Origin of the sequence: Achromobacter veterisilvae, assembly GCF_037619525.1 — a bacterium.
In the GTDB taxonomy this organism is placed as follows: domain Bacteria; phylum Pseudomonadota; class Gammaproteobacteria; order Burkholderiales; family Burkholderiaceae_B; genus Achromobacter; species Achromobacter veterisilvae.
This window is the reverse complement of sequence record NZ_CP148753.1, coordinates 4,244,204-4,269,849: the sequence shown is the minus strand read 5'-3', so window position 1 is coordinate 4,269,849 and position 25,646 is coordinate 4,244,204. Positions and strand designations below refer to the sequence as shown.

General features: G+C 70.9%; 18 protein-coding genes. 6 read left to right on the top strand and 12 right to left on the bottom strand.

The window, feature by feature from the left end; all coding sequences use genetic code 11:
* Window positions 1–6: 6 nt before the first annotated feature.
* Genes glgB through glgA form a run of 4 tightly spaced genes read right to left on the bottom strand, consistent with a single transcriptional unit; the run spans window position 7 to window position 10,346 of the window.
* On the bottom strand, window positions 7–2,196 hold the full coding sequence (glgB, locus tag WHX56_RS19825) for a 1,4-alpha-glucan branching protein GlgB (RefSeq protein WP_338878755.1): 2,190 nt from the start codon (window positions 2,194–2,196) through the stop codon (window positions 7–9).
* Entirely contained in the window at window positions 2,193–5,555 is a 3,363-nt protein-coding gene (gene treS, locus WHX56_RS19820; protein WP_338878754.1) for a maltose alpha-D-glucosyltransferase, read from the bottom strand. The genes glgB and treS overlap by 4 nt, the downstream gene beginning before the upstream one ends.
* Before the next feature lie 16 nt (window positions 5,556–5,571).
* Complete coding sequence (locus WHX56_RS19815; RefSeq protein WP_338881808.1) at window positions 5,572–8,769, bottom strand: alpha-1,4-glucan--maltose-1-phosphate maltosyltransferase; 3,198 nt, start codon at window positions 8,767–8,769, stop codon at window positions 5,572–5,574.
* 14 nt (window positions 8,770–8,783) lie between these two features.
* Window positions 8,784–10,346: a glycogen synthase GlgA gene (gene glgA / locus WHX56_RS19810; RefSeq protein WP_338878753.1), complete on the bottom strand. Its 1,563-nt coding sequence runs from the start codon at window positions 10,344–10,346 to the stop codon at window positions 8,784–8,786.
* A 206-nt stretch (window positions 10,347–10,552) separates the two neighbouring features.
* Here glgA and WHX56_RS19805 point away from each other — a divergent pair, with 206 nt between their 5' ends.
* From WHX56_RS19805 to WHX56_RS19790, 4 genes are all read left to right on the top strand, one after another.
* Window positions 10,553–12,325, top strand: a complete 1,773-nt coding sequence (locus WHX56_RS19805; RefSeq protein WP_129245290.1) for a thiamine pyrophosphate-requiring protein — start codon at window positions 10,553–10,555, stop codon at window positions 12,323–12,325.
* Window positions 12,326–12,373: 48 nt separating this feature from the next.
* Window positions 12,374–12,661, top strand: a complete 288-nt coding sequence (locus WHX56_RS19800) for a hypothetical protein (RefSeq protein ID WP_338878752.1) — start codon at window positions 12,374–12,376, stop codon at window positions 12,659–12,661.
* On the top strand, window positions 12,648–12,986 hold the full coding sequence (locus WHX56_RS19795) for a DUF883 family protein (protein WP_129245292.1): 339 nt from the start codon (window positions 12,648–12,650) through the stop codon (window positions 12,984–12,986). Before WHX56_RS19800 ends, WHX56_RS19795 begins: the two co-directional genes overlap by 14 nt.
* 138 nt (window positions 12,987–13,124) lie before the next feature.
* A complete protein-coding gene (locus tag WHX56_RS19790) occupies window positions 13,125–14,234 on the top strand; it encodes a DUF748 domain-containing protein (protein ID WP_338878751.1) in 1,110 nt (369 codons plus the stop codon).
* Here WHX56_RS19790 and WHX56_RS19785 read toward each other — a convergent pair.
* Genes WHX56_RS19785 through WHX56_RS19775 form a run of 3 tightly spaced genes read right to left on the bottom strand, consistent with a single transcriptional unit; the run spans window position 14,218 to window position 17,203 of the window.
* Window positions 14,218–15,249, bottom strand: a complete 1,032-nt coding sequence (locus tag WHX56_RS19785; protein WP_338878750.1) for a lysylphosphatidylglycerol synthase domain-containing protein — start codon at window positions 15,247–15,249, stop codon at window positions 14,218–14,220. The genes WHX56_RS19790 and WHX56_RS19785 overlap by 17 nt on opposite strands.
* Window positions 15,246–16,439: a cardiolipin synthase ClsB gene (clsB, locus tag WHX56_RS19780; RefSeq protein ID WP_338878749.1), complete on the bottom strand. Its 1,194-nt coding sequence runs from the start codon at window positions 16,437–16,439 to the stop codon at window positions 15,246–15,248. The genes WHX56_RS19785 and clsB overlap by 4 nt, the downstream gene beginning before the upstream one ends.
* Window positions 16,436–17,203: an endonuclease/exonuclease/phosphatase family protein gene (locus WHX56_RS19775; protein WP_338878748.1), complete on the bottom strand. Its 768-nt coding sequence runs from the start codon at window positions 17,201–17,203 to the stop codon at window positions 16,436–16,438. The genes clsB and WHX56_RS19775 overlap by 4 nt, the downstream gene beginning before the upstream one ends.
* Window positions 17,204–17,368: 165 nt before the next feature.
* Between WHX56_RS19775 and WHX56_RS19770 the strand changes: the two genes are divergently transcribed.
* Window positions 17,369–19,006, top strand: a complete 1,638-nt coding sequence (locus WHX56_RS19770; RefSeq protein ID WP_338878747.1) for an ABC transporter ATP-binding protein — start codon at window positions 17,369–17,371, stop codon at window positions 19,004–19,006.
* Between the two features lie 11 nt (window positions 19,007–19,017).
* Here WHX56_RS19770 and WHX56_RS19765 read toward each other — a convergent pair whose 3' ends face one another.
* Genes WHX56_RS19765 through WHX56_RS19750 form a run of 4 tightly spaced genes read right to left on the bottom strand, consistent with a single transcriptional unit; the run spans window position 19,018 to window position 22,707 of the window.
* Window positions 19,018–21,162 carry a TonB-dependent receptor gene (locus tag WHX56_RS19765; RefSeq protein ID WP_338878746.1) on the bottom strand — a complete coding sequence of 715 codons (2,145 nt, stop codon included), beginning with the start codon at window positions 21,160–21,162 and terminating at the stop codon, window positions 19,018–19,020.
* Between the two features lie 48 nt (window positions 21,163–21,210).
* Window positions 21,211–21,615: a DUF2946 family protein gene (locus WHX56_RS19760; RefSeq protein ID WP_129245304.1), complete on the bottom strand. Its 405-nt coding sequence runs from the start codon at window positions 21,613–21,615 to the stop codon at window positions 21,211–21,213.
* Window positions 21,616–21,674: 59 nt separating this feature from the next.
* A complete protein-coding gene (locus WHX56_RS19755) occupies window positions 21,675–22,388 on the bottom strand; it encodes an MgtC/SapB family protein (RefSeq protein WP_338878745.1) in 714 nt (237 codons plus the stop codon).
* Between the two features lie 19 nt (window positions 22,389–22,407).
* Complete coding sequence (locus WHX56_RS19750; RefSeq protein ID WP_244235156.1) at window positions 22,408–22,707, bottom strand: hypothetical protein; 300 nt, start codon at window positions 22,705–22,707, stop codon at window positions 22,408–22,410.
* Between the two features lie 726 nt (window positions 22,708–23,433).
* On the opposite strand from WHX56_RS19750, the gene WHX56_RS19745 reads away from it, so the two are divergent.
* The gene (locus tag WHX56_RS19745) at window positions 23,434–25,011 is read left to right on the top strand and encodes a TerC family protein (RefSeq protein WP_338878744.1); all 1,578 of its coding nucleotides are present in this window, start codon (window positions 23,434–23,436) and stop codon (window positions 25,009–25,011) included.
* A 42-nt stretch (window positions 25,012–25,053) separates the two neighbouring features.
* On the opposite strand, the gene WHX56_RS19740 is transcribed toward WHX56_RS19745, so the two are convergent.
* Window positions 25,054–25,494, bottom strand: a complete 441-nt coding sequence (locus tag WHX56_RS19740; protein WP_338878743.1) for a hypothetical protein — start codon at window positions 25,492–25,494, stop codon at window positions 25,054–25,056.
* Window positions 25,495–25,646 lie beyond the last annotated feature (152 nt).

Sequence of the window (25,646 nt, the reverse complement as noted above, 5' to 3'; positions counted from 1 at the left end):
ATGCGTTCAGCCTTCATGCAGCAGGAATAGGGTGGCCAGCGGCGGCAGGGTCAGGGACAGGGACTGGGGCTGGCCGTGGGCGGGCATATCGTCCGTGCCGGCGCCGCCCCGGTTGCCCTGGCCGCCGCCGCCGTAGTCCATGGCGTCGGTGTTCAGTTTCTCGGTCCAGCGGCCCGCCAGCGGAACGCCGATGCGGTAGCCGTGGCGGACGACGGGCGTGAAATTCGAAACGGCGAGCAGATGCTGGCCGTCGCCGCGGCGGACGAACGCGACCACGCTGTTGTCGGCGTCGTCCAGAATGGTCCAGGCAAAGCCCGCCGGATCGGCGTCCAGCGCGTGCAGGGCCGGCAGGCCGCGGTACAGGCCGTTCAGGTCCGCGACCAGCCGCTGCATGCCGCGGTGCCCGGGGCGGTCGAGCAGGTCCCAGTCCAGCGTGGCGTCGTGGTTCCATTCGGAGGGCTGGGCCAGTTCGCCGCCCATGAAGAGCAGCTTCTTGCCGGGGTGCGCCCACATGAAGCCCAGGTAGGCGCGCAGATTGGCCAGCCGGGCCGCGGCGTCGCCCGGCATCTTGGACAGCAGCGAGCCCTTGCCGTGCACGACCTCGTCGTGCGATAGCGGCAGGATGAAGCGTTCGCTGTATGCGTAGACCATGCCGAAAGTGATGTCGTGGTGGTGATGCTTGCGGTGCACCGGGTCCTGCGCCAGGTAGCGCAGCGTGTCGTGCATCCAGCCCATGTTCCACTTGTAATGGAAGCCGAGCCCGCCGTCGGCGACCGGCGCGGTCACGCCCGGCCATGCGGTGGACTCCTCGGCCACCATGATCGCGTCGGGGAATTCGCCGCGCACCGCGCCGTTCAGTTCCTGCAGGAACTGCACGGCCTCCAGGTTCTCGCGGCCGCCATGGCGGTTGGGGATCCATTGCCCGGGCTGGCGGCTGTAGTCGCGATACAGCATGGAGGCCACGGCATCCACCCGCAGGCCGTCGATGTGGAAGCGGCGCAGCCAGTGCAGCGCGCTGGCGATCATGAACGCCTTGACCTCGGTGCGGCCCAGGTTGTAGACCAGCGTGTGCCAGTCCGGGTGGTAGCCTTCGCGCGGGTCTTCGTATTCGTACAGCGCGGTGCCGTCGTAGCGGGCCAGGCCGTGCGGGTCATCGGGAAAGTGCGCGGGCACCCAGTCCAGGATGACGCCGATGCCGGCGCCGTGGCAGCGGTCGACGAAGCGCGCGAAGGCGGCGGGCGTCCCATATCGGGCGGTGGGCGCGAACATGCCCAGGGGCTGGTAGCCCCAGGATCCGCCGAACGGGTACTCCATGACCGGCATGAGTTCCACATGGCTGAATCCCATGGCGCGCGCGTAGGCGGGCAGCTTGTCGGCCAGCCGGTCCCAGAGGCAGGCGCCTTCGCCGGACGCGGCCCAGGAGCCGGCGTGCACTTCGTAGATGGAGAGCGGGGCGGCGGGAGAGTGGCGTTCGCGGCGTTCTAGCATCCATGCCTTGTCCTTCCAGGGGTGCGGGGCGGGATCGTCCACGACCGATGCCGTGGCGGGCGGCGCTTCGCTGCGCCGCGCCATGGGGTCGGCCTTCAGTTGCTGGCGGCCGTCGGCGCCGGTCACGGCGAACTTGTAGCGTTCGCCGGCCTGGACGCCGGGAATGAAGATCTCCCAGACGCCCGCGCGGTGGCGCAAGCGCATGCCGTGGCGGCGGGCGTCCCAGCCGTTGAAGTCGCCCACCACGGCGACGCGCCTGGCATTGGGCGCCCACACGGCGCAGCGCAGGCCGGCCACGCCGTCGATCTCGGCCAGCCGCGTGCCCAGCGCCTCGTCCGCGGCGCGCCATGAGCCTTCGGCCAGTTGGTTCAGCGTGGCCTCGTCCAGCAGGGGGCCGAAGGCATAGGGGTCCGCGGTCAACTGTTCGGCGCCGGGCCACTGGATGGCCAGCCGGTACGAGGCGCCGTCGCCCGGACGCGCCCGCGCCACCTGGCCGACATACAGCCCCTGCGCCTGTTCGCGCAGCGGCTCGCGGACGCCGCCGGGGTCCAGCGCAGCCACGCCCAGCGCGCCGGGCGCATAGACGCGCAGCCATCCCTCGTGCGGTCCCAGGACGGCGAACGGATCCCGGTGCAGGCCCGCGGCCAGCGCGGCCAGCGTGGCGGCGTCGAGCGCGCCGGCGGAGTCGGTCCGGGCGTCCTGGTTCATGGCGATTTTCCTTCCGCGTCGATCGCGGCCGACAACAGCAGATTGCGCGCCAGTTCGGTCAGGGCGCACAGGGGAATGGAGATCCAGTCCGGACGGTGGGCCGCTTCGTAGCTCACCTCGTAGGCGGCCTTCTCCACTTGGGCCAGCGCCAGCAGGTCCGCCTCCCGGTCCTCGGGCGGAATCAGGGCCGAGGGACGGGCGTCGCGGTAGCCCTGCAGGAAGGCCTCGGCCGCGCGCAGCCGGAAGCGCGCCAGCAGCGCGTCGCGCAGTTCGGCGGTTGCCGCCCCGGCTGGCGCGCCCGGCGTCTCTCCGGCGCCGGCGTTCGCGTCCGTCGAGGCGCCGCCCATGGCGTCCGCGCGGCCGATGGACGCGGCCGCGTAATCGAACGAGCGCAGCATGCCGGCGACGTCGCGGTAGGGCGACGCCAGGGCGCGGCGCGCCCGCAGGCCGCTGGCGGGTTCCCCCTCGAAGTCGATGAGGTAGGCGTCGGCCTGCGCCACCAGCACCTGTCCCAGATGGAAGTCGCCGTGCGAGCGCAGGCACAGGACGCCGGATTCCGCCTGCGCCATGGCGGCCACGCGCGCGGCCAGCCGGGCGCGGTGCTCGAAGTACCACTCGGCGCAGGCGCGGGAGGGGGCTTCGAGTTTGTCGTAGCGCGCGCGCAGGTCCTGTTCCGCCCGGTCCAGCAGGCGCTGGATGTGGCGGGCCCGCGCGTCGGCGTCCGCCTGGGTGGCGCGGCGCGGCCGGAACGCGGGATCGTCGGTGGGCTGGGCCAGCACCGCGTGCATCTGGGCCAGGCGTTCGCCTATCGTCGCCGCCATGACGGCGTAGCCTTGCAGGCTTTGTTCGAATTCCTCGGGGTCCTGCCCGACCAGCAGCGCATTGGCCAGGGTCCGCTTGAGCGTGTCCAGCGTCCAGTTCCACGCGTCGCCTTCGTTGGCAACGTAGCGATGAGCGATCGCCAGGGTATGGATCACGCCGTCGGCGTCCTCGCGCTGCACTTCGCCCAGCAGCGCCGGAACGTTGGCGTAGCCGGCGCGCGTGAGGTAGCGCGTCATCTCCGCCTCGGGCGACCCGCCGGCCCGCACGGCGCGTATCAGTTTCAGGATGATCCGCCCGCCGGCGATGACCGAACTGTTCGATTGTTCGGCGGTCAGCCACTGCAACTCGGCATCGTCGGCGATCTCCACGGCGGCCAGGCCTTCTTCCGGCAGGAAGCGGATGACGCCGGGCTTGTCGCCGGGCTTGCCGACGCCGCGGCCGTCCAGTTCCGTGCCGGCCCGCAGCGCCTTCAGGACGCCGCGCACGAAGCCGGGCTGCAGGAAGGCGTCGGCCAGCAGGCCGACCTCGGCGCCGCGGCGGACCCGGGCGATGGTGTACTGGATGGCGGCGGCTTCATCCCAGGCCAGCACGAAGGGCGCCTGCGCACGCAGGCCGCTGACGCCGTCCTCGGGTTCGACCTCGGCCCAGTAGTATTCGCCGTCGGCGTCCGGGAACGGCGTGGCGTAGGCCAGGCGGGCGCGGGCGGGCGGCTCGCTGGCCGGATACCAGCGCTGGCGCGCCAGGTACTGCGGCAGGATCTCGCGCTCCAGCGTTTCGCGCGAGGCGTCCGTCAGCGCGGCGCCGCCGCGCGCGCGCAGCACCAGCGTGACCAGCTCGGGCATCTGGGCGGGCGCGGTGGCGTGCCAGTCCGGCGGCGCGGCGTCCACGCTCAGGTCCATCCAGTAGAACGCATAGGGCGGCAGCGTCAGCAGGTAGGGCAGTTCGCCGATGGCCGGGAAGGGCGTGCCTCCCAGCATTTCGACGGGCACGCGGCCGGCGAACTCCTGCAACGGCAGCTCCACCGGCTGCGCCGCGCTGGAAAGATTCGCCACGCACAGGATGGTCGTGTCGTGCCATTGCCGCAGGTAGGCGAGGATCTTGCGGTTGCCGGCGAAGATGAAGCGCAGCGCGCCGCGTCCGAACGCGTGGCTCTGCCGGCGCTGGGCCAGCAGCCGGCGGGTCCAGTTCAGCAGCGAATGCGGATCGCGCTGCTGCGCCTCGACGTTGACCGCCTCGTAGCCGTACAGCGGCCCCATCAGCACCGGCAGCGGCAGCCGCTCGGGATCCGCGCGCGAAAACCCGCCGTTGCGGTCGGGCGACCATTGCATCGGCGTGCGCACGCCGTCCCGGTCGCCGAGGTGCACGTTGTCGCCCATGCCCAGTTCGTCGCCGTAGTAAAGCACCGGCGTGCCGGGCATCGACAGCAGCAGGCTGTTCATCAGTTCGACCCGGCGGCGGTCGCGCTCCAGCAGCGGGGCCAGCCGGCGGCGGATGCCCAGGTTGATGCGGGCGCGCGGGTCGGCCGCGTACACGTTCCACAGGTAGTCGCGCTCGCGGCTGGTCACCATCTCCAGCGTCAATTCATCGTGGTTGCGCAGGAAGATCGCCCACTGGCACGAGGCCGGGATGTCCGGCGTCTGCCGGATGATGTCGGTGATCGGGAAGCGGTCCTCCTGCGCGATCGCCATGTACATGCGCGGCATCAGCGGGAAGTGGAACGACATGTGGCATTCGTCGCCCGCGCCGAAGTACTCCTGCGCGTCCTCCGGCCATTGGTTGGCCTCGGCCAGCAGCAGGCACTGCGGATACTCGGCGTCGATCACCGCCCGGATCTGCTTGAGCACCTGGTGCGTCTCGGGCAGGTTCTCGTTGTTGGTGCCCTCGCGCTCCACCAGATAGGGCACGGCGTCCAGGCGCAGCCCGTCCACGCCCATGTCCAGCCAGTACCGCATGACGGACAGCACTTCCTTCAGCACCTGCGGATTGTCGTAGTTCAGGTCCGGCTGATGGGAATAGAAGCGGTGCCAGAAATAGGCGTTGGCGACGGGGTCCCAGGTCCAGTTCGATGACTCGGTGTCGCAGAAGATGACGCGCGTGTCGGCGTAGGCCTTGTCGTTGTCGGACCAGACATAGAAATTGCGCGCCGCCGACCCGGGCTTCGCGGCGCGCGCGCGCTGGAACCAGGGGTGCTGGTCCGAGGTGTGGTTCACCACCAGTTCGGTGATGACGCGCAGGCCGCGCGCATGGGCCGCCCGGATCAGCTTGCGCACGTCCGCCACGGTGCCGTAGTCGGGATGCACGCCGCGGTAGTCGGCGATGTCGTAGCCGTCGTCGCGGCGCGGCGACGGGTAGAAGGGCAGCAGCCAGATCGTGTTGACGCCCAGGTTGGCGATGTAGTCCAGCTTGGACACCAGGCCGGGCAGGTCGCCGACGCCGTCGCCGTTCGAGTCGAAGAAGGACTTGACGTGCAACTGGTAGATGACCGCATCCTTGTACCAGAGGCCGTCGTCCTGGAGGGGCTGGGTTTCGCTGATCATGGCAGAGAGTGGGCTGTCATCCGCGCAGCGACAGGCGCCACACGCGATAGGGTTGATCGGGGTGCAGCGTCACGGCGCGGGTCTTGCCCCGCCAGTCCTCGCGGCTGTCGGCCAGCAGGTCTTCGGCGGCGATCCCGCCCGTGTCGGGCTGGCCGAACAGCCAGAGCGGAGCCTCGATGCGCGCCTCCTGGGGCTGGAACGGGTCCAGGCTGATGGCCGCCAGCACGACGTTGCCGTGGCCGGGCGTGCTCTTGTAGAACGCCAGCACGCGGTCGTTGCCGCTGTCCGCGACGGTCAGGCCGCGATGGCTCTGCAGCGCGGGATTGGCGCGGCGGATCTGGTTCAGGCGGGCGATCTCGGCGCGGATGTTGCCCGGCGCGTGCCAGTCGCGCTGGCGCAATTCGTACTTCTCGGAGTCCAGGTATTCCTCCTTGCCAGGCAGGGGCGCGGCCTCGCACAGCTCGAACCCGCTGTAGGCGCCCCAGAGCCCGGATCCCAGCGCGGCCAGGGCGGCGCGGATCAAAAAGCCCGGCCGCCCGGACGTCTGCAGGAAGTAGGGGTTGATGTCGGGCGTATTGACGAAGAAATGCGGACGGAAGAAGTCCGCCGCGGGCGGCGACGAGACCTCCCGCAGGTACGCGGCAAGCTCCGCCTTGCCGTTGCGCCAGGTGAAATAGGTGTAGGACTGCGTGAAGCCGATCTTGGCCAGCCGGTACATCATCTTCGGCCGCGTGAAGGCTTCGGACAGGAAGATCGCGTCCGGGTACAGGGCATGGACGTCCGCGATCAGCCATTGCCAGAAAGGCAGGGGCTTGGTGTGCGGATTGTCGACCCGGAAAATGCGCACGCCGTGGCCGGCCCAGAACAGCACCACGTCGCGCAGCGCGCGCCACAGGGCCAGCCTGCGGGCGTGCCGGGGCGGGGCGCCATAGAACGCGACGTTGACGATGTCCTCGTACTTCTTGGGCGGGTTCTCGGCATAGCGCAGGGAACCGTCCGGGCGCCACGAGAACCAGTCCGGATGCTGCGACAGCCAGGGATGGTCCGGCGAGCACTGGATCGCGAAATCCAGCGCCACTTCCATGCCATGGTTGCGCGCCGCGTCCACCAGTCCCAGGAAATCCTCCAGGCTGCCCAGCCGCGGCTCGACCGCGTCGTGCCCGCCGTCGGCGCCGCCGATGGCGTAGGGGCTGCCGACGTCGTCCGGCTCGGCGCGCAGGCTATTGTTGCGTCCCTTGCGGTTGCGCTGGCCGATGGGATGGATGGGCGGCAGGTAGAGCACGTCGAACCCCATGGCGCGCACGTCGGGCAGGCGCGCGATGACGTCGCCGAAGGTACCGTGCCGTCCCGGTTCCGGCGACTGGGAGCGGGGAAACAGTTCGTACCAGCTTGAAAAGCACGCCTGGCGGCGGTCCACCCAGAGCGGATAGGACTGGGGGCCGAGGGTCTCGAACGGCCGGTCGTCGAGCGCGCGCATGGCGCGGGCGAGCTTTCCGTCCAGCAGGACCGCGACCTGCTCCGCGGCCAGCGGTTCGGCTTCGCCGGGGCCCGGCGCGCCGAGCCGCTCCAGCGCGTCGCGCACGGGCGCGGCGTCGGCGGCGGACGCCGCGTCCGCCCGCGCCAGCGCATCGCGCAGCAGTTGCAGGCCTTCCTGCACTTCCAGGCGCAGATCGAGGCCGGCCTGGTGCTTGAGTTCGAGGTCGTGCCGGAAGGTCTGCCACGCGTCCAGCCAGGCGCTGACCATGAATTCGTGGGCGCCGATGCGGCGCGGCCGGAACGCGGCCTCCCAGCGGTCGTTTTCGCCTCGCACCAGCGGCGTGGCGCGCCAGCGCGTTTCGTCGGCCGCGCGCCAGCGCAATTCCGCTCCCAACTGTTCGTGGCCGTCCATGTAGATGTCCGCCTGGACCGCGATGCGTTCATGGGGAATGCACTTGACCGCGAAGGCGCCGCCGTCCACCGCGGGGCTGACCCGCTCGACCGCGATGCGCGGGCTCGCGCTGCCGTCCGCGCGGGAGCGGTGGCGCCGGGACGGTTCGCGCACCGGCTGCGTGGGTTCGAGCAGGAACAGGGCGCAGTCCCCGGGCGCGAGGACCTCGCCTGGCGGCGCGTCGCCCACCGGCGGCGCCAGCGGGACGATATCGGCGGGGGGAAGCATCGGCGCCAGCGCGTCCCAGTCCAGTTCGGCCTCGGCGCCGGCCGAGGGGTTGACGGCCAGCGCCGCCGTGGCGCCTTCGGCGGTGCCGCGCAACAGCACCGTGCAGCGGCCGTCCCGGCCGCCCGCCAGGCGCAGCGGCCCTTGCAGGCGCGCGTCGGCGAACCAGCGGTTGACGGCCTCCACGTCAGGCAGCGCGCGCTCGTCCTCATCGTCCAGCATCAGGCCGTCCGCGCACAGCGCCGCAGCCCAGAGGGCGCGCCTGCCGCGGGCGCCCGGCCCGGGGCCGGCAAGGCCAGAACCTGGCGGCGAGGCGATCACGGGCCCGATGGCGCGCAGCCGGGCGTCTTCGTCGGCCAGCCATTCGGCCTTGAAGTCCCACCAGGGCAGGGACGAGAACAGGCCGTCGAAACCGGCGTCGCGCAGGCCGGCCAGCGCGGCGGGCGAGAGTCCGGCCGCCCAGGCAAGCAGCCGCAAGCCCGGATGATGGCGCCGCAGCGTCGTCGCCAGCGCGGCCCAGTCCTCGCCCCGCAGGGATTGCGGCGCATGGAAGGCGAAGCCCGTCGCGCCATGGCCGGCCCAACGCTCCAGCCGCGCGGTCCAGGCCGCCAGGAACCCGGGCGGCAGGGGCCCTTCCGGCAGGAATTGAACCAGGCGCGCTTCCGCCGGCTGGCGCGGGTCGAGCGCGGGATCCTGCGGCGGGGGCAGGTACCAGCCCGGGCCGGCGGTGCCGGGGACCGCGCCGCGCGCGCAACGGTCCAGCACAATATCCACATACAGCGCCAGTCCGTGCTCGGACAACTCCTCGGCGGTGCGCGAGAACCACTGCGTGATGGGGACCGGCGCCCCGTCCTGGAGCGCGCGGTCGGCGTCAAGGGGCGCCCGCGTGCCGCCGTCGGGGCCTGTCAGCCAGGGGGCCGGCAGCAACACGGCGTTGAATCCGCGTTGCCGCAGGCGGGCATAGAGCGCGGGGCCCGCGGGCGGCTGGTCCGGCGCGCCGCCGCGCGCGTGGTACAGGCGCAAGGGCGCCTGGACGGAGACGGCGGCGGTCGTGGTCGGCAGCACCGCAGCCCTCCCTAGACGGGCGCCGGCATGGCGCTGCCGGACTGTTGCCGCGCGCCCAAGGCGGCGCCGAGGGCGCGGTCGGCACGCGCCGCAACGGCGTCGCGGGCGTCGGGACCGGTCAGGGACCGGTACAGGCTGGCATACAGGCCGATGGCGGAGCGCCAACTGAAATCGGCGCTCATCGCGTTGCGCTGCATGGCCCGCCACAGCAAGGCGTGCTCGCGCAAATGCACCGCGCGCGCGATCGCCTCGCACATCGCCGCGGGGCTGTCCCCGTCGAACAGCAGGCCGTTGGCGGACGCCATCGCGGAGAGCGGCGCGCGCGGCCCCGGATCCTCGATGGTGTCGGCCATGCCGCCGACCCGCGAACCGATGGGCAGCGCGCCGTAGCGCATGGCGTACAGCGGCGTCAGGCCGAAAGGTTCGAAGCGGCTGGCGTGCAGCAGGATGTCGGAACCGGCATGCAGACGGTGGGCGGCCGCTTCGTCATAGCCGATGTGGGCGGCGCAGCGTCCCGGGTAGCGCCGGGCCAGCTCCTGCAGCGCGTCTTCCAGGCGCCGGTCGCCCCGGCCCAGGATGGCGACCTGCAATTCCGGATGGCGTTCCAGCGCCTCGGGCAAGGCCTGCACGGCCACGTCCGCCATCTTCTGTTCGGTCAGGCGGCTGCCCATGGCCACCAGCGCCGTGCCCGCCGCCGCTTCCAGTCCGTATTCGTGCTGGAGGGCGGCCTTGCAGCGCGCCTTGTTGGACAGGTCGCGGACCGAGAAGCGCAGGGCGCCCAGTTGCGGATCCCTGGCCGGGTTCCACAGTATGTCGTCGATGCCGTTGGGAATGGGCAGCAGGTCCCCCGCGCGCTGGCGCAACAGATCGTCCAGGCCGCAGCCGAAGGCCGGCGTCATGATCTCGCGGGCGTAGGTGTGGCTGACGGTGGTGACGCGGTCCGCGTAGCGGATGCCGGCCTTCAGGAAGTTCAGCCGGCCCCAGGCGGCGGCGCCGTCGCTGCCGCGGCAGCGTTCCGGAATGCCCAGCGCCGCCGCGCATTCCAGCGGGAACTGGCCCTGGAACGCCAGGTTGTGGATCGTCATGACGCTTCGGGTATCGCGCAGGCCCTGGGCGCGCAGCAGCAGCGGCACCAGCCCCGCGTGCCAATCGTGCGCGTGCACCAGATTCGGGCGGACGATGCCCGGAAGGCCGCCGGCCACGCGCGCCGCCGCGTGCGCCAGGGCCGCGTAGCGCACTGCGTTGTCGCCGTACTCGCAGCCCTGTTCGTCCAGGTAGATGCCGGCCCGGTCGTAGAGCGCGTCGTTCTCCAGCAGCAGGAAATCCAGCCCCGATTGCGGGCAGGTTCCCGCGATCAGCCTTGCGTCGCCGCCGGGGAGATTGTGCAGGGGAGCCACCTCGCGGACCCGCTTCAGGCGGGCCCGCACGCCGCGGTAGGCGGGCAGCAGCACGGTCAGCGGAATGCCGGCCTGCGCCAGCGCCCGCGCCATTCCCGTGATGGCGTCTCCCAGGCCGCCCGTCTTGGCCAGGGGAAACGCCTCGCCCGCCACTATCAGGGTTCTGATCTTCGCCATGCCTGCTCCCGGTGAGTTGCGACGCGCCGGAAAAAAAGCGACGCGTCCGCCGAAGCCGTTTCAGGCGCAAGCGCCGTGCCCGGGCGCCGCGTTCAACCGGCGCCCGCGATGTTTCCCTATGTATCCGATCGGGCGCGGGCAGGCTCCGGCATGGGGCTTGCTGTCCCTTTCCCATGGCCTTGCGCCGTCCACATCGGGAGAAGGGTATGAAAACTGTGTCGGACTTCGTCCTCGAAAGACTCACGCAGTGGGGGGTCAAAAGGGTCTACGGCTATCCCGGCGACGGGATCAACGGCCTGATCGGCGCCTTCGGCCGGACGGAGGCGCCGCTGGAATTCATACAGGCCCGCCACGAAGAGAGCGCCGCGTTCATGGCGTGCGCGCACGCCAAGTTCACGGGACAGGTCGGCGTCTGCCTGGCGACCTCGGGCCCCGGCGCGATCCATCTGCTCAACGGCCTGTACGACGCCAAGCTCGATCACCAGCCGGTGGTGGCGCTGGTCGGCCAGCAGGCCCGCAGCGCGCTGGGCGGCGATTACCAGCAGGAGGTCGACCTGATCAGCCTGTTCAAGGACGTGGCGCACGATTTCGTGCACATGGCGGCCAGCGCCGAGCAAGCCCGCCACATGATCGACCGCGCCTTGCGGATCGCCATGGAGCGGCGCGGCGTCACCTGCGTCATTTTTCCAAACGACGTGCAGGATTTGCCGGCCGTGGAGTCGCCGCCGCGCGAACACGGCATGGTCCCCACCGGCATCGGCCTGACCTCGCACGCGGGCGTGCCCGGCGAGGCCGCCCTGCGCAACGCGGCCGACATCCTCAACCGCGGGGAGCGGGTCGCCATGCTGGTGGGCGCGGGCGCCCTGGAGGCCGGGCCGGAGGTCTGCCAGGCGGCCGAGCTGCTGGGCGCCGGCGTGGCCAAGGCCTTGCTGGGCAAGGCGGCGGTGCCCGACGGCCTGCCGTACGTGACGGGCTGCATCGGCCTGCTGGGCACGCAGCCCAGTTGGGACATGATGAACGAGTGCGACACCTTGCTGATGGTGGGCACCTCGTTCCCGTATTCGGAATTCCTGCCGCGCGAAGGCCAGGCGCGGGCGGTGCAGATCGACCGCGACGGACGCAAGCTCAGCCTGCGCTACCCCGTGGAAGTGGGCCTGGTCGGCGACAGCCGGCTGACCCTGCAGGCCCTGATCCCGATGCTGGAGCGGAAAACGGCGCGCCGCTGGCGCGAGCGCATCGAAAAGCAGGTGGCGCGCTGGCGCCGCACCGTGCGCGAGCGCGCGATGGTCGAGGCCCGGCCGCTCAACCCGCAGCGCGCCTTCCTGGAACTGTCGCAGCGGCTGCCCGCGCAATGCATCGTCACCTGCGATTCGGGGTCCGCCGCGAACTGGTACGCGCGGGACGTGGACCTGCGGGAAGGCATGATGGCGTCGCTCTCGGGCGGCCTGGCCACGATGGGCTGCGGCGTGCCTTATGCGCTGGCCGCCAAGCTGGCCTATCCGGACCGGCCCGTGGTCGCGCTGGTGGGCGACGGCGCGATGCAGATGCTGGGCATCAACGAACTCATCACCATCGCCCACCGCTGGAAGGACTGGGCGGACCCCAGGCTGATCGTCATGGTGCTGAACAACGGCGACCTCAACCTGGTGACCTGGGAGCAACGCGTCATGGGCGGCGATCCGCGTTTCGCGGACTCGCAATGGCTGCCCGAGTTTTCCTACGCCGACTACGGCCGCCTGCTGGGCCTGGAAGGCATGCGCGTCGACAGGCCCGACGACGTGGGCCCCGCCTGGGACCGGGCCTGGGCGGCGGACAGGCCCGTGGTGCTGGAGATGGTGACCGACCCCGAAATGCCGCCGCTGCCGCCGCACATACCGGCCAAGCAGGTCGGCGCCTATGTCCGCGCGCTGCGCAAGGAAGACGCGGCGGCGGGCGGCGCGGCGCTGCGCGCCACGATCAAGCAATGGTGGGCGGGCTGAGCCCGCCGGCGCCATTCCCCCGCTTTGCGTACCGTTCAGGAGTCCATCATGGCAGAGCCCACATCGCCCACCCCGTCGCGGCCCGGAGAAGGCGGCCGTCCCGCCCCGGACCAGAGCCCGGCCGAGCAGCAGCCGCCCGATCCCTCGGGCCGCAAGACGGACAAGCACGGCCACTGGCCGCCCGACAGCCTGCCCAACCCCTTGCCCGGCCTGGATCCGCAGCAGACGCCGGGCATCGACCGGCTGGCGGGCACGCCGCTTGCGGACGCTGCCCGCAACCGCGCCGGGCGGAGCCGGAAGCGGAGTTTTCCAAGGAGACCCTATGAGCAAGCATGAAAGATTGCGCGACGTGTTCCATCCGGCGGACAGTTCCGCGCGTACGGTCCGGGAACTGATATCCGGGACCGAGGCGCTCTTGCGCAGCACGGCCAGCTATGGCGGATCCGAGATAGAATCGGCCCGGGACCGGCTCAAGCAGCAACTGGAAGCCGCGCGCGAACAGGCCAAGGGCTGGGAGCGGGCCGCCTGGGACCGCGCCCGGGACGCGTCGCAGGCCGCCGACGAATACGTGCATCAGAACGCCTGGAAGAGCATGGCCGGCGCGGTGCTGATCGGCGTGCTGGCCGGCGCCTGCCTGATGTCCGACCACCGGCGCCGCTGAAGGCGGGCGCGCCTCATCCTTTTTGCCCATTGATGATCCGGGGCGGATCCAGGACGATGCACAGGTTGTGCCGGGCGCAAGGCTGCGCGGAAGCGGAGTCCGGCGCACCGGCCTCAACCTTAATTTCGGGAGCGCTCGATGAGCATGAACGCAGTCTCGCGAGGCGGCCGGTCGCCCTGGGGCAACGCCCTGGCGGTCGTGGTCCTGCTGGCCGCGGTGGCTGCCGTCCTGGCGTTCGCCGCGGTCCGCATCGCCGAGCAGCGCATCGCCAGCATGCTGGGCCCGCGCGGCCAGGTTGCCGACGTGCGGGTCGGATTCACCCAGGTGGTGCTGCGGGACGTGGCGGTGACCGGCGGCCCCGGCATGGCGGACGCGCGGGCGCGCCGCATCGTGCTGGAACCCGACTGGTCGGCCTTGCTCCGGCAGGAGGCCGTGTTCAGGCGCGTGGTCGTCGAAGGCTTCGATTTCGCGGTCGTGCGCGAGGCGGACGGCGGCATGAACATCGCTCCGGCCTTGCAGTCCGCGCTGCGCACCGGCGAACGCGGCGAAGGCGGTGCGCGCCGCGCGGCGGCCATCCGGATCGATGACCTGGCGCTGCGCGACGGCCGCCTGACGTTCGAGGACGCGGCGGTTTCCAAGCCTCCGCACCGGATTCCGTTCACCGGCGTCCAGGCGCGCCTGCGCCCCGTGGCCATTCCGGGGAACGGCGAGCGCAGCGACATGGAGTTCAGCGGCGATATCGACGCGCAGCGCGGCGGAAAGGCCACCGTGCGCGCCGAGGGCTGGCTGGTCGTGGGCGGCACGGACGCGGACATCAAGGTCAGCGTGCGCAACATGGACATCCGCCACGCGGCGCCGTACCTGGCGGACAATGGCGCGGGGTCGCTCGCCGCGGGCACGATGGACCTGGACATGAAGACCGCCATCGCCCACCGCGAACTGCGCGCCTCGGGCGCCGTGGCCTTGCACGGCCTGAAGTTCAGCGGGGAGGGCGCGCTGTTCTCGCTGCCCCGCAAGGCGGTGCTGGCCGCGCTCAAGGACAATACCGGCGCGCTGCGTTTCGATTTCTCGCTGGCGGGCAACCTGGACAATCCGAAGTTCTCGGTGACCCGGGGCTTTTCCGCCCAGGTGGCCCAGGGATTCGCCCATGCCGTCGGCGTGGGCGCCGAGGGCGCGGCCGAAGGCGTGACGGGCGCGGTGAAGGAACTGGGGAACGCCTTGTCGGACCTGCTCAGTCCGAAGCCCTGAACGGCGCCTCGGCGGGTTTGCCCGGCGGGTCCGGGCGGGCCGCCGCCGCGGGCGCCGCGCGCCGCCCGCGCCGCAATCGCAGTTCGGCCAGCGAAAAGGCCAGCAACGCCAGGCACAGGGGCGCGAAGGCATAGAGTGCCCGGTAGACGAGCGCGGCGCCCAGCACTTCGTGCGCCGGGATCCGCGGCGCCAGCGCCGCCACGAAGATCGCTTCGGTGGTGCCCAGCCCGCCCGGCACGCGGATGACGACGGCGGCGAAGCTGGTGCACAGCAGAACGCCCAGCACCGCCGGGTAGCTCGCCTTGCCTTGCAGCAGCACATAGACGATGGCGCCCATGATGGCCCACGACAGGACGGCCACGGCGCTTTGGGCGACGGCCATGCCGGCGCCCGGCAGGGCCGCGTGCTGCCCCATCCACGTCCAGGTCCGGCGGCGCGCCCGGGCGCAGAAGACCACGTAGGCGGCGGCCAGCGCCAGCAGCGCCGCGCCGGGCAGGCGCAGCACGTTCGGGCCGATGCCCCAGCCTTGCGGAACCGGCACGGCCCCCATGAGGAACAGGGCGCCGGCCAGCCAGCCGTAGCCGATCCAGTTCGACGCGGCCGAGAACAGCGCGACCCGGGTGGCGACCGACTTGCGGCAGCCCAGTCGGGCGTACAGGCGCAGGCGCGCGCCCAGTCCGCCGACCAGCACGCCCAGGTTCAGGTTCAGGGCGTAGCTCATCATGGCCACGCCCAGCGTCTTGGGCCAGGGCAAGGTGTGGCGCGTGTAGCGCTTGGCCAGCAAGTCCATGGCGCCGTAGGCCAGGTACCCCGCCACGACGAGGCCGGATGCCAGGGCGATGGCGCCGGCCGGAATCCTGCGCATCGAGATCCAGACCTGCGGCCAATCGACGGCGCGGCCGAAGTGGATCAGCAATCCCGCCACCACGATCAGGACCAGCGCGGGCAGGGCCCGCTTGAGCCGGGGCCAGCGGTGCCGCAGGGCCCGCGTCAGCGTGGATCGGAACACTCTCATGCGGTCTCCCTTTCGGCCGCCATCGGCAGGGATTGCAGGCGGGGTTTGTGGGCGGGCAGGCTGCCCGCCCAAGCCGGGAAGCGCCGCAGGAAGTGGAACACCACGACGCCGATCCACAGGCGCCGCAGCCGCCGGGTCGAGTTCGCGGGCAGCGCGATCTGCCGGCAATCCTGTTCGATGAGCCGGTCCAGGCTACGGCGCAGGGCGGTGTTCAGCCCGGTGTCGCGCGCCACCACATTGGCCTCCAGATTCAGCGCCAGGCTCAGCGGATCCAGGTTGCTGGAGCCCACCGTCGCCCAATCGCCATCGACGCAGGCGACCTTGCCATGCAGCGGCCGCTTGCAGTATTCGTAGATTTCCACGCCGGCGTCGATCAGGTAGTCGTACAGCATGGAGGCCGCCAGCCGGGCGACCAGCACGTCGGGTTCGCCCTGCAACAGGAGCCTGACCCGCACTCCCCGGCGGGCGGCGTTGGCCAGGTCGCGCAGCAGTTGGTAGCCGGGAAAGAAGTAGGCGTTGGCGATCAGCACGTCGTGCCGGGCCGCCCGCACGCCCGCCCGGTAATAGCGTTCGATATCGGTCCGGTGCTCCACGTTGTCGCGCACGACCAGGCGGCCGCCGCCGTCGCCCGCCGGCATCGGATCCCAGCGCGCCGGCCGGCGGCCCAGCCGCCGCGGCCGGCCGCCGGCCAGCGCGGCGCGCGCGTAGTCCGCGATGTCCGCGGCCAGCGGGCCCTCGATCCGCACGGCGTAGTCCTGCTTGGCCTCCGGGCCGTAGTCGGGCAGGTGGTCCGCCGAGAAATTGATGCCGCCCACGAAGGCATGGCGGCGGTCCACGGCGACGATCTTGCGGTGCATGCGGCGGAACACATTGGTGCGCACGCCCAGGAACCGCGGACGCGGATCGAAGACATGGACGCGGATGCCGCTTTCGGTCATGGCGCCCACGAAGGCCTCGCCCAGCTCGTCGGAACCGTAGCCGTCCACCGTCAGGTCCACGCTCACGCCGCGGCGGGCCGCCGCGATCAAGGCGCGCTGGATCTCCTGTCCCACGGCGTCGTCGAAGAGGATGAAGGTCTCGACCAGCACCTCCTCGCGCGCGCCGGCGATCGCCTCCAGCACGGCGGGGAAGTAGCCGGTGCCGTTCTCCAGCAGCGTGTACCGGTTGTGTTCGCGCCAGCACAGGTTCATAGCGCAATCTCCGCGCAGATCGGCACGTGGTCGGACAGGCGCGACCACACGCGCGAGGCCAGCGGCACCGGCTGCCAGTCGCGGACGCCGCGCACATAGATGCGGTCCAGCCGCAGCAGGGGCCAGCGCGCGGGAAAGGTGCGCGCGGGCCGCCCGAGGCGCGAGGTGAACACTTCGCGCGTGCCGCAGTCGCGCATCGCGCCGTCGGCGCGCAGCCGCCAATCGTTGAAATCGCCGGCGATCAGCAGCGGCTCGCCGGCCGGCACGCCGTGGGCCACCAGTTCGCACAGGCGGGCCAGTTGCCGGCCCCTGTGCCGTTCCAGCAGCCCCAGATGCACGCAGATCGCGTGCACGGGCGTGGGCAGCGCAGGCAGCCGCAGCACGCAATGCAGCACGCCGCGGCGTTCGTGGCCGTCCATGCTGACGTCGTGGTTCTCATAGCGCTCGATGGGGTAGCGCGACAGGATGGCGTTGCCATGGTGGCCCGCGGGGTAGACGGCGTTGCGGCCATAGGCGAAATCGGTCCACAGCGTGTCGGCCAGGAATTCGTACTGCGACAGCGCGGGCCAGGCCTGATGGCGCTCGGCGTGTCCCTGGTGTTCGCCCAGGACCTCCTGCAGGAAGACGATATCGGGGCCGGCCTCGCGCAGGGCATCGCGCAGTTCATGCAGCATGAAGCGGCGGTTGAAGCTGGTGAAGCCCTTGTGGGTGTTGACCGTCAGCACGGTCAGCGTGGTGGCGTCGATGTAATGCGAGGCGGCCATGGGGGCTCCGGGAAAGGCGATCCCGACGGCGGAGCAAGCCGCGTGCCCGGCGGGTAAGCGGCCGTAACGCGCCGCCGGGATCCGCATGAGCAAATGCGAAAAGCGCATTTCCCAAGCCGGCGCGGCCGCGCCTATGATTCCCAGCTTCCTTCCTGCGGAACGCTCATGGCCGAATTGCTGCGCATCGACAATCTCACCGTGGACCTGCCGCCGGGCGCCGACAGGCCGCATGCGATCAAAAGCCTGTCGCTGTCGGCGCACGCCGGCGAAATCCTGTGCGTGGTGGGCGAAAGCGGCTCGGGCAAGTCCCTGACGGCCGGCGCCATCCTGGGGCTGCTGCCGCAGGGCGTCCGCGCCAGCGCCGGACAGGTGCTCTGGGAGGGGCAGGACCTGCTGCGGCTGCCGCCCGACGCGCTGCGCCGCCTGCGGGGCAAGCGCATCGGCATGATCTTCCAGGAGCCGATGACGGCGCTGAACCCCTTGCGCACGATCGGCGACCAGATCGCCGAAGTCTTCCGCACGCATACGCGCCTGCCGCGCGCCGAGATCCGGCGGCGCACGCTGGACCTGCTGGAATCGGTGCGCCTGCCGGATCCGGCGCGGGCGCTGGGCGCGTACCCGCACGAACTGTCCGGCGGGCAGCGCCAGCGCGCCATGATCGCCATGGCGCTGGCGCTGGAACCCGCGCTGCTGATCGCCGACGAACCGACCACGGCGCTGGACGTCACGACGCAGGCGCAGATCCTGCACCTGATCCACGACCTGCAGCGCCGCAAGGGCACGGCCGTGCTGTTCATTACCCATGACTTCGGCGTGGTCGCCGAGATCGCCGACCGCGTCGCCGTGATGCAGCGCGGCGAACTGGTGGAAAGCGGAACGGCGCAGCAGGTGCTGGAGCATCCCCGGCATCCCTACACGCGCGCCCTGATCGGCGCGGTGCCGCCGCTGGCCGCCAGCGCCACGCGCCCCGCGCCAGATGCCGGCGCGCCGGCCATCCTGCGCACGCAGGGCCTGTCCAAGACCTACCGCAAGCGCGGCTGGCTGGGCCGCCCCGGCCGGGAAACCCGCGCGCTGGACGATGTGACGCTGACCCTGCGCCAGGGCGCCACCCTGGGCATCGTCGGCGAAAGCGGATCCGGCAAGTCCACGCTGGCGCGGACCTTGCTCGGCCTGGCACTGCCCGACGCGGGCGGCATCACGCTGGACGGCGAACCCCTGGCGCTCAAGGGCGCCGCGGCGCGGCTCGCCCACGCCAGGCGCGTGCAAATGGTGTTCCAGGATCCCTACGGCTCCTTGAATCCCCGCCAGCGCGTGGGCGAGATCGTCTCGCGCGGGCCCATCGTGCACGGCGCGTCGCGGGCCGAAGCGCTGGCGCGCACCCGCGAATTGTTCGAACTGGTGGGCCTGTCGCCCGATGCCCTGCGGCGCTATCCGCACGAGTTCTCGGGCGGCCAGCGCCAGCGGATCGGGCTGGCGCGGGCGCTGGCCATGCGTCCGCAGGTGCTGATCGCGGACGAGCCGGTGTCCGCCCTGGACGTGTCGGTCCAGGCCCAGGTGCTGGCCCTGCTGGCGCGGCTGCGCGAACAACTGGGCCTGTCCATCCTGTTCATCACCCACGATCTGCGCGTGGCCGCGCAGGTCTGCGACGACGTCGCGGTGATGAAGGACGGCCGCGTGGTGGAAGAAGGGCCGTGCGCGCAGGTGTTCGGCCAGCCTTCGCATCCCTACACCCAGGCGCTGCTGGCGGCCGTGCCGGGCCGCCGCTGGGACCCGGCCGTGGCCGCCTTGCGCCAGGCGGCCTGAGAAGCCGGGCCTCAGAACCGGTAGTTCGCGCTCAGCTCCACGCGGCGGCCTTCGCCCAACAGCCACTGCGTCTGGTTGTAGTACGCGGTTTCCGCGTACTGGCGGTCGAACACATTGAACGCGCGCAGGGCCAGGCTCAGGTCGCGCCGGGGTTCCCATTGCAGCGCCAGGTTGGTCGTGGTGTAGCCCGCCATCTCCAGCCGGTTGGCCGCGTCGGCGTAGCGCTTGCCCACGTAGCGCAGGCCCGCGCTGGCCGTCCACTGAGGCGCGAACTTCCAGCTAATCCAGGCGTTCGCCACGCGTTCGGGCACGTCCGTGGGCACGTTGCCGTTGCGCGATACGCTGACCCCATTGACGGATTCGTTGAAGTCGTCATAGCGCGCCCGCAGCGCCACTGCGTTGAGATCCAGGCGCCACGCGGGCGACAGCTCCACGCCCAGGGTGGCTTCCAGTCCGCGCGAGGATTGCTCGCCCACCTGGATGCGCAGCGCCGGGTCGTTCGGATCGCGCGTCACCAGGTTGTTCTTGCGGATATGGTAGGCCGCCAGCGTCCATTGCCCCTTGCCGTTCCAGAACGTCTGCTTGACGCCGACCTCCACCTGCTTGCCCTCCGACAGCTCGAAATCCTTGTTGGCGGGCGACAGCAGCAGCAGGCTGCCGATGGGGTCCGCGGCCTGCGCGTACTGGCCGTAGACGGACAGCGTGGGCAGCACGTCGTAGACCGTGCCGACCCGCCAGCCGACGTTGGTGAAGGTGGTGCGGAACGCGGTCTGGTCGGCGACCAGGTCGCGCCGCTTCAGGTCGATGTGGTCGTACCGCAGGCCGCCCAGCACGGACCAGGCGGGGGTCAGCATCAGCCGGTCTTCGGCGAACAGCGCGTACTGGGTGGCGGTGTTGCGGTAGCGCGGCGTGGTGCCCGCGACGTTGACGAAGCGTCCGTGGTCCACGTCGTAGGGATCCACCAGCGACGTCCCGGAGTAGGGGGAGTTGTTGGTGTGCTTGAGCGAGGCGCGGTTCAGTTCGAACCCGACCGCGACCTTGTTCGCCAGCCCCAGCAGACGGCCGTCGAAGGTGGCGTCGGTGATGGTCCCGGCCTGCTCCTGGTCGTGGCGGATATCGGTGTAGGCGCTGCGCTCGATCATGCCGCCGGGCACCCACGCGTAGTTCTCGGCGTCGCGGTAGTCGCGGTCGCTGCCGATGTAGTACACGCGGCTGCGGACCTGGGTGGCCGGATTGGGCGACCATTCCGCCTTCAGTTCGGTCCGGCTGTCGCGGTAGATGATCTTGCTGTCGGCCACGTTGTAGTTCTGCTTGCGCAGCGAGTAGTCCATCGTGCCGTCCATCAACGGGGTGCCGAAGTAGCGGGTGGGCTCCTGCCAGGCGTAGGCCTGCGTCAGCGTGAAGTTCAGTTCGGGCGACACGTCCAGCCTGAGCGCGGCGGTGACCGCGGCGTCGCGCGAGTCGCCCAGGCTGATGCCGGCGTCGCTGTGGTTGCCGCTGACGTCCAGCCGGTACGACCATTTATCGTCCAGCGCGCCGCCGCTGCCGAAGCCCAGGCGCTGGGTGTCGTGCGTGCCCACGGTTGCCTGGATCTCGTTCTCGATGGGCCCGCGGGTGGGCTTCTTGGGGATGACGTTGACCACGCCGCCGATGGCACCTTCGCCATACAGCACCGAGGCCGGGCCGCGCAGCACCTCGATGCGGTCCACGGCCCACGGATCGTAGATGAACGTCTGCCCGACGCCGCCGTACTGGCGCACGCCGTCGTACAACTGGGCGACCGAATTGGAATCGGTGAAGCCGCGCGAAGACAGGGACGAGCCGCCGTTGCCGGGATGGCGCATGGCGCTGATCCCGGCGGCCTGGGTGATCGCGTCGGTGACGGTCGCGGCGCCGCGTTCGCGCAGTTGCTCGTTGCTGATGATTTCGATGCTGGCCGGCGTCTCGAAGGGCGTCAGGCCGAGCAGCGTGCCGGTGCCGGTCGGTTCCAGCAGGGTGAGGGGCGGCGCGTCGCCCGAAACGGAGATGCTGGGCAGGGTGGCGACGGGCGCGTTCTGGGCGTGCGCGGGAACCAGCGCGGGCGTGAAGGCGAGCGCGGTCCAGACGGCCGCGCGCCGCTTCGGGACGCGGCGCGTCCCGGCGGAAGAAGAAGACATGGGTACTCTCGGTAAGCTGGGGATTGCAGCCGCAAGCGCGGCCGGGATCTAGCGCGATACCGGGAGGGAAGGCGGGGCGCGGGCCCCAAGAGGCCCGCCGAAGGCGGAGGACCGGGCCAGGACGGGCGGCGCCCGCGCGGCCAGCGGATGGGTCATGGCGGCCGCCGCCGCGGTCAGCAGCACCGGCGAAGGCGGCAGCGCCACCGCGGCCAGCGCGATGCCCGTCGGGCAGCTCGCGGCTTGCGCCGCATGGCGTTCGTCGGGCGCGTCGCCGGGCTTGCTCGGGCCCGCGACCCAGATCGGGCCCGCGGCCGAACATAGCTGTATCAGCGCGCCGCCTTGCTGCGTGGCGGGCATGAATCCCTGAGGCACTATCGCCTTCAGCGCGAACAGCGCCATCACCAGCCACAGGCTGGCGGCGTTGCGGGCGAGGGAGCTCAGGGGACGGCGCATGATCGGCGCCTATTCTAGAGCCTTTCCTTGCTGGCGTCCCCCAGGGATCCGCTATGCCCTTATACCGCGCGGGCCGCCCAGAATGCCGTGCGCACGGCGGGCGAGGCCGCGATGCCGGCGATCACGCGGTCCAGGTCCAGCTCGTCGACCGAGGCTTCGCTCAGCGCCGCCTCGATCTCCACTTCGTGCTCGCCGAACTGGTCGATCTTCAGTTCCGACAGCGGCAACTGTTCGGATTCCAGCACGTCTTCCAGGACGGTCATGGCCGCCTGCCGGTCTTCCATTTTCGCGATGAGGTGGATGACCGTGGTCACTTCCGTGGTCTGCGCATCCACCGGCTGGCGGTTGACGTAGCTGACGACCGGCCGCAGCAACGTATTGGCCGCGAGCACGAACGCCGTGGCCGCCACGGCTTCCAGCATCAGCGACGCGCCGGCGCAGGCGCCGATCGCGGCCGATCCCCACAGCGTGGCCGCGGTGTTCAGCCCGCGGATGCTGCCGCCTTCGCGCATGATGGCGCCCGCTCCCAGGAAGCCCACGCCCGACACCACGTAGGAAATCACGCGCGCGCCGCCGTCGGCGCCGCCGACCCGGAACGCCATGTCCACGAAGATCGCCGCGCCCACCGCCACCAGCACGTTGGTGCGCAGGCCGGCCGTGCGCTGCCGGAACTGGCGTTCGAAGCCCACGATGGAGCCCAGCACGAAGGCGGTAAGCAGGCTGACCAGCGTATTGGCCAGGGTGAGGAATTGGATGTTCTCGAAGTTCTTCATCGTCTTCTCCCTGTTTCGCTCAGGCCGGCAGCACGGCGATGTCGGCGCCGGACTCGTGCTGCCAGTGCACACGCCGCACGTCGGGGCTCTGGCCCAGCCGCAGGGCGATGGCGCCCAGTTGCTTGCGCTGCTCGGGCGCGCAGCGCAGCGTGACGACCGTGGAGGCCAGTTGGCTGGCGTCCGCCCGCGACACGCGCACCTCCACCACGCGCAGGTCCAGGTCCCGCAGTTCGTAGTAAAGCTGCTTGCGCAGCGCGTTCAGGGTGGCGCCGAGGCTCACGATGGTGAATCGGTAAGGCAGGAATTGCTTGATGCGCATGATCGTCTCCTTGAGGGGGGAGCACGGTGGGGAGCCACATGCATGCGCCGCCGGGCCGGCGGGATACGCGCGCGGCAAGGCCGGCGTATCGCGTCGGTAAGCGGTAGGGGGGAGGGCGGGGGCCGGGATGCCGAACGCATCGGGGCCGGGTGCCGGTTCCTGGCTTTGCGCAGGACCGGCGCGGATCAGGTCCGCGGATCCTGCGTCAAGCGGCGCTTGCAGTCGTGTTGCGACTACATCCGTCGTTGTCCACGTTGATCTCTTGATGGGTTGAAAGTGGCGGCAGTATAGCGTCTGGCTTCGCCGAATGCCAGGGTAAACACTGATAAAGCCGGATTTTTCCGTGCCATTCCCCGCGGTTCGAACCAGGTTTCAGGTAGTATTCAGGTTCCAGTAAGAAAGAGAGCAAGGTGGATGCGCCGCCGCAACGCCGCCCGGCAGCCGGCGCCGTCCGCCATTTATGACCGACGACCCTCCCTCTGACAAGGCGCCGCGCCGGCGCCCGACTCCCCCTCCCGGCATCGCCGCGGCGCCCGCCGCAAGCCTGTCCCACGATCCGTTCCCGTCCATGGCGGCCCTGCCGCGCCCGGGCTGCCGCGCTCCGCCGCGCGCCGCCCCGCGGGCCTTTGCGCGCCTGTGCCGCAGGCCTTGCGCCCATCGCGCGTCCTTCCCCTTCGATCCTGGCGGCGCCATGTCGCGCCGCGTCACGCTTTCCGTGGAACCTTGATGATTTTCGATTGGATGTCCGATCCCACCGCCTGGCTGGGCCTGGCAACCCTGGTCGTGCTTGAAATCGTGCTGGGCATCGACAACCTGGTGTTCATCGCCATCCTGGCGGACAAACTGCCGCCCGCGCAGCGCAACCGCGCCCGCATGATCGGCCTGACGCTGGCGATGGTCATGCGCCTGGGCCTGCTCGCCAGCATCGCCTGGGTGGTCACCCTGACCGAGCCCCTTTTCACGCTGCTGGGCGCCGAGATCTCCGGCCGCGACCTGATCCTGATCCTGGGCGGCCTGTTCCTGCTTTTCAAGGGCACGATGGAACTGCACGAACGGGTGGAGGGCGGCGCCGGGCACGACGCTGGCCACCGGCCGCAGCACGCGGTGTTCTGGCAGGTGATCCTGCAGATCGTGGTGCTGGACGCGGTGTTCTCGCTGGATTCCGTGATCACCGCCGTGGGCATGGTGCAGGACCTGAGCATCATGATGATCGCGGTGGTGCTGGCGATGGCGGTGATGATGCTGGCCAGCCGTCCGCTGATGGGCTTCGTGGCCCGCCACCCGACGGTGGTGATCCTGTGCCTGGGCCTGCTGCTGATGATCGGTTTCAGCCTGGTGGCCGAAGGCCTGGGCTTCCACGTGCCCAAGGGCTACCTGTATGCCGCCATCGGTTTCTCGATCCTGATCGAACTGTTCAACCAGTTGGCGCGCCGCAACCGCGCCCGCGGCACCCATGCCCTGGGCCGCCGGCAGCGCGCGGCGCAAGCCGTGCTGCGCCTGTTGCGCGCCCGGCCCGCGGGGCAGGACGGCGGACAGGCGGACGAGATGATCGCGCTGGTCGACGGCGCCGGCGGCGAGCCCGCGTTCGCGCCCGAGGAAAGCACCATGATCGAACGCGTGCTGTCCATCGGCGCACGCGACGTGCGGTCCATCATGGTGCCACGCGGCGACATCGCCTGGCTGGACGTGGCCGATACGCCCGAGACCGTCGTGCGCAAGTTCGGCACTGGCCATTCGCGCCTGCCGCTGTGCGCGCGCGACCCGGCCAACGTGCTGGGCGTGCTGCATTTCAAGGACGTGCTGCCACTGCTGCGCAACCCCGGCCCGATCGACCTGGTGGAGTTGGCGCGCGAGCCGCGCTACGTGATGGAGACCACGCCGGTGCTCAAGGTGCTGGACGAACTGCGCGCCTGCCGCGACCACATGCTGATCGTGGTGGACGAGCACGGCGTGTGCGAAGGCCTGGTCACGCCCATGGACGTGCTGACGGCGGTGGCGGGCGACCTGCCCGAGCACCAGGAGGACCGGCCCGAGGCGTTGCAGTTGTCGGACGGCTCATGGCTGCTGGACGGACGCCTCGCGGTGGGCGAGGCCTCGCGCCTGCTGGACGCGCCGGCGCTGGCCGACGACTATCCGGACGCCACGCTGGCGGGCTGCCTGCTGCGCGCGGGCGGGCGGATCCCCGAAGCCGGCGAGACGATTCCCTGGCGCGACTGGCGCTTCGAAGTGACCCGGCGCGACGGCCTGCGCATCGACCAGGTCCGCGCCAGCCTGGCCGGGCAAGAGGCCGCCCGGGCGGATTGACCGCGGCGCAGGGGGCTTTGCAGCGCCGCCCTCGGCCGCCGGTCAACTGCATATCCGCCGCCAGGGCGCGATGCCGTTGGGCGGGCAGTATCCCGCGCATGGCGTGGCGATGGACGTGCCGCTCTGGCAGCGCAGTTCGGACGCCTTGGCGCCATACGGCACGGAGCCCTGGCAATCGCACATGGCCAGGCCGCTGCCCGAGGGCAGCTTCCCGGCCGCCTCGGGCGGTTCCGCCTTGTCCGCCCGTGGGGCCCCCTGGGGACGGGCGGCCGGCGGCGGCGCGTCGCCGTCATCCTTCCCGATGACGCCACGCACCTTGGCGGCGGGCATGTTGCAGGCCTTGGCGATGGCTTTCACCGAACGTCCGTCGCCGGCCATGGACTGGATCTTCCTGTCGCTGCACGCGGCGTCGGCGCGCGGCAGCGCCAGCGCATACAGGGCCAAGGCGATGGCGGCGAGTAAGCCCGGTCTACGCAAGGTCATGGCGCGCTCCTGCACGAAAGCCCGAATGAAGGAATAGGCCGCAAGCCCTAGGGCGAAGGCGGTCCGCGAAAAGCGTAGTGCCCGTCATTCGGCAGTGTCAATGCGCCCCGATTAAATCCTCCGGAAGGCCGAAATCCCTTGCGCGGCGGGCG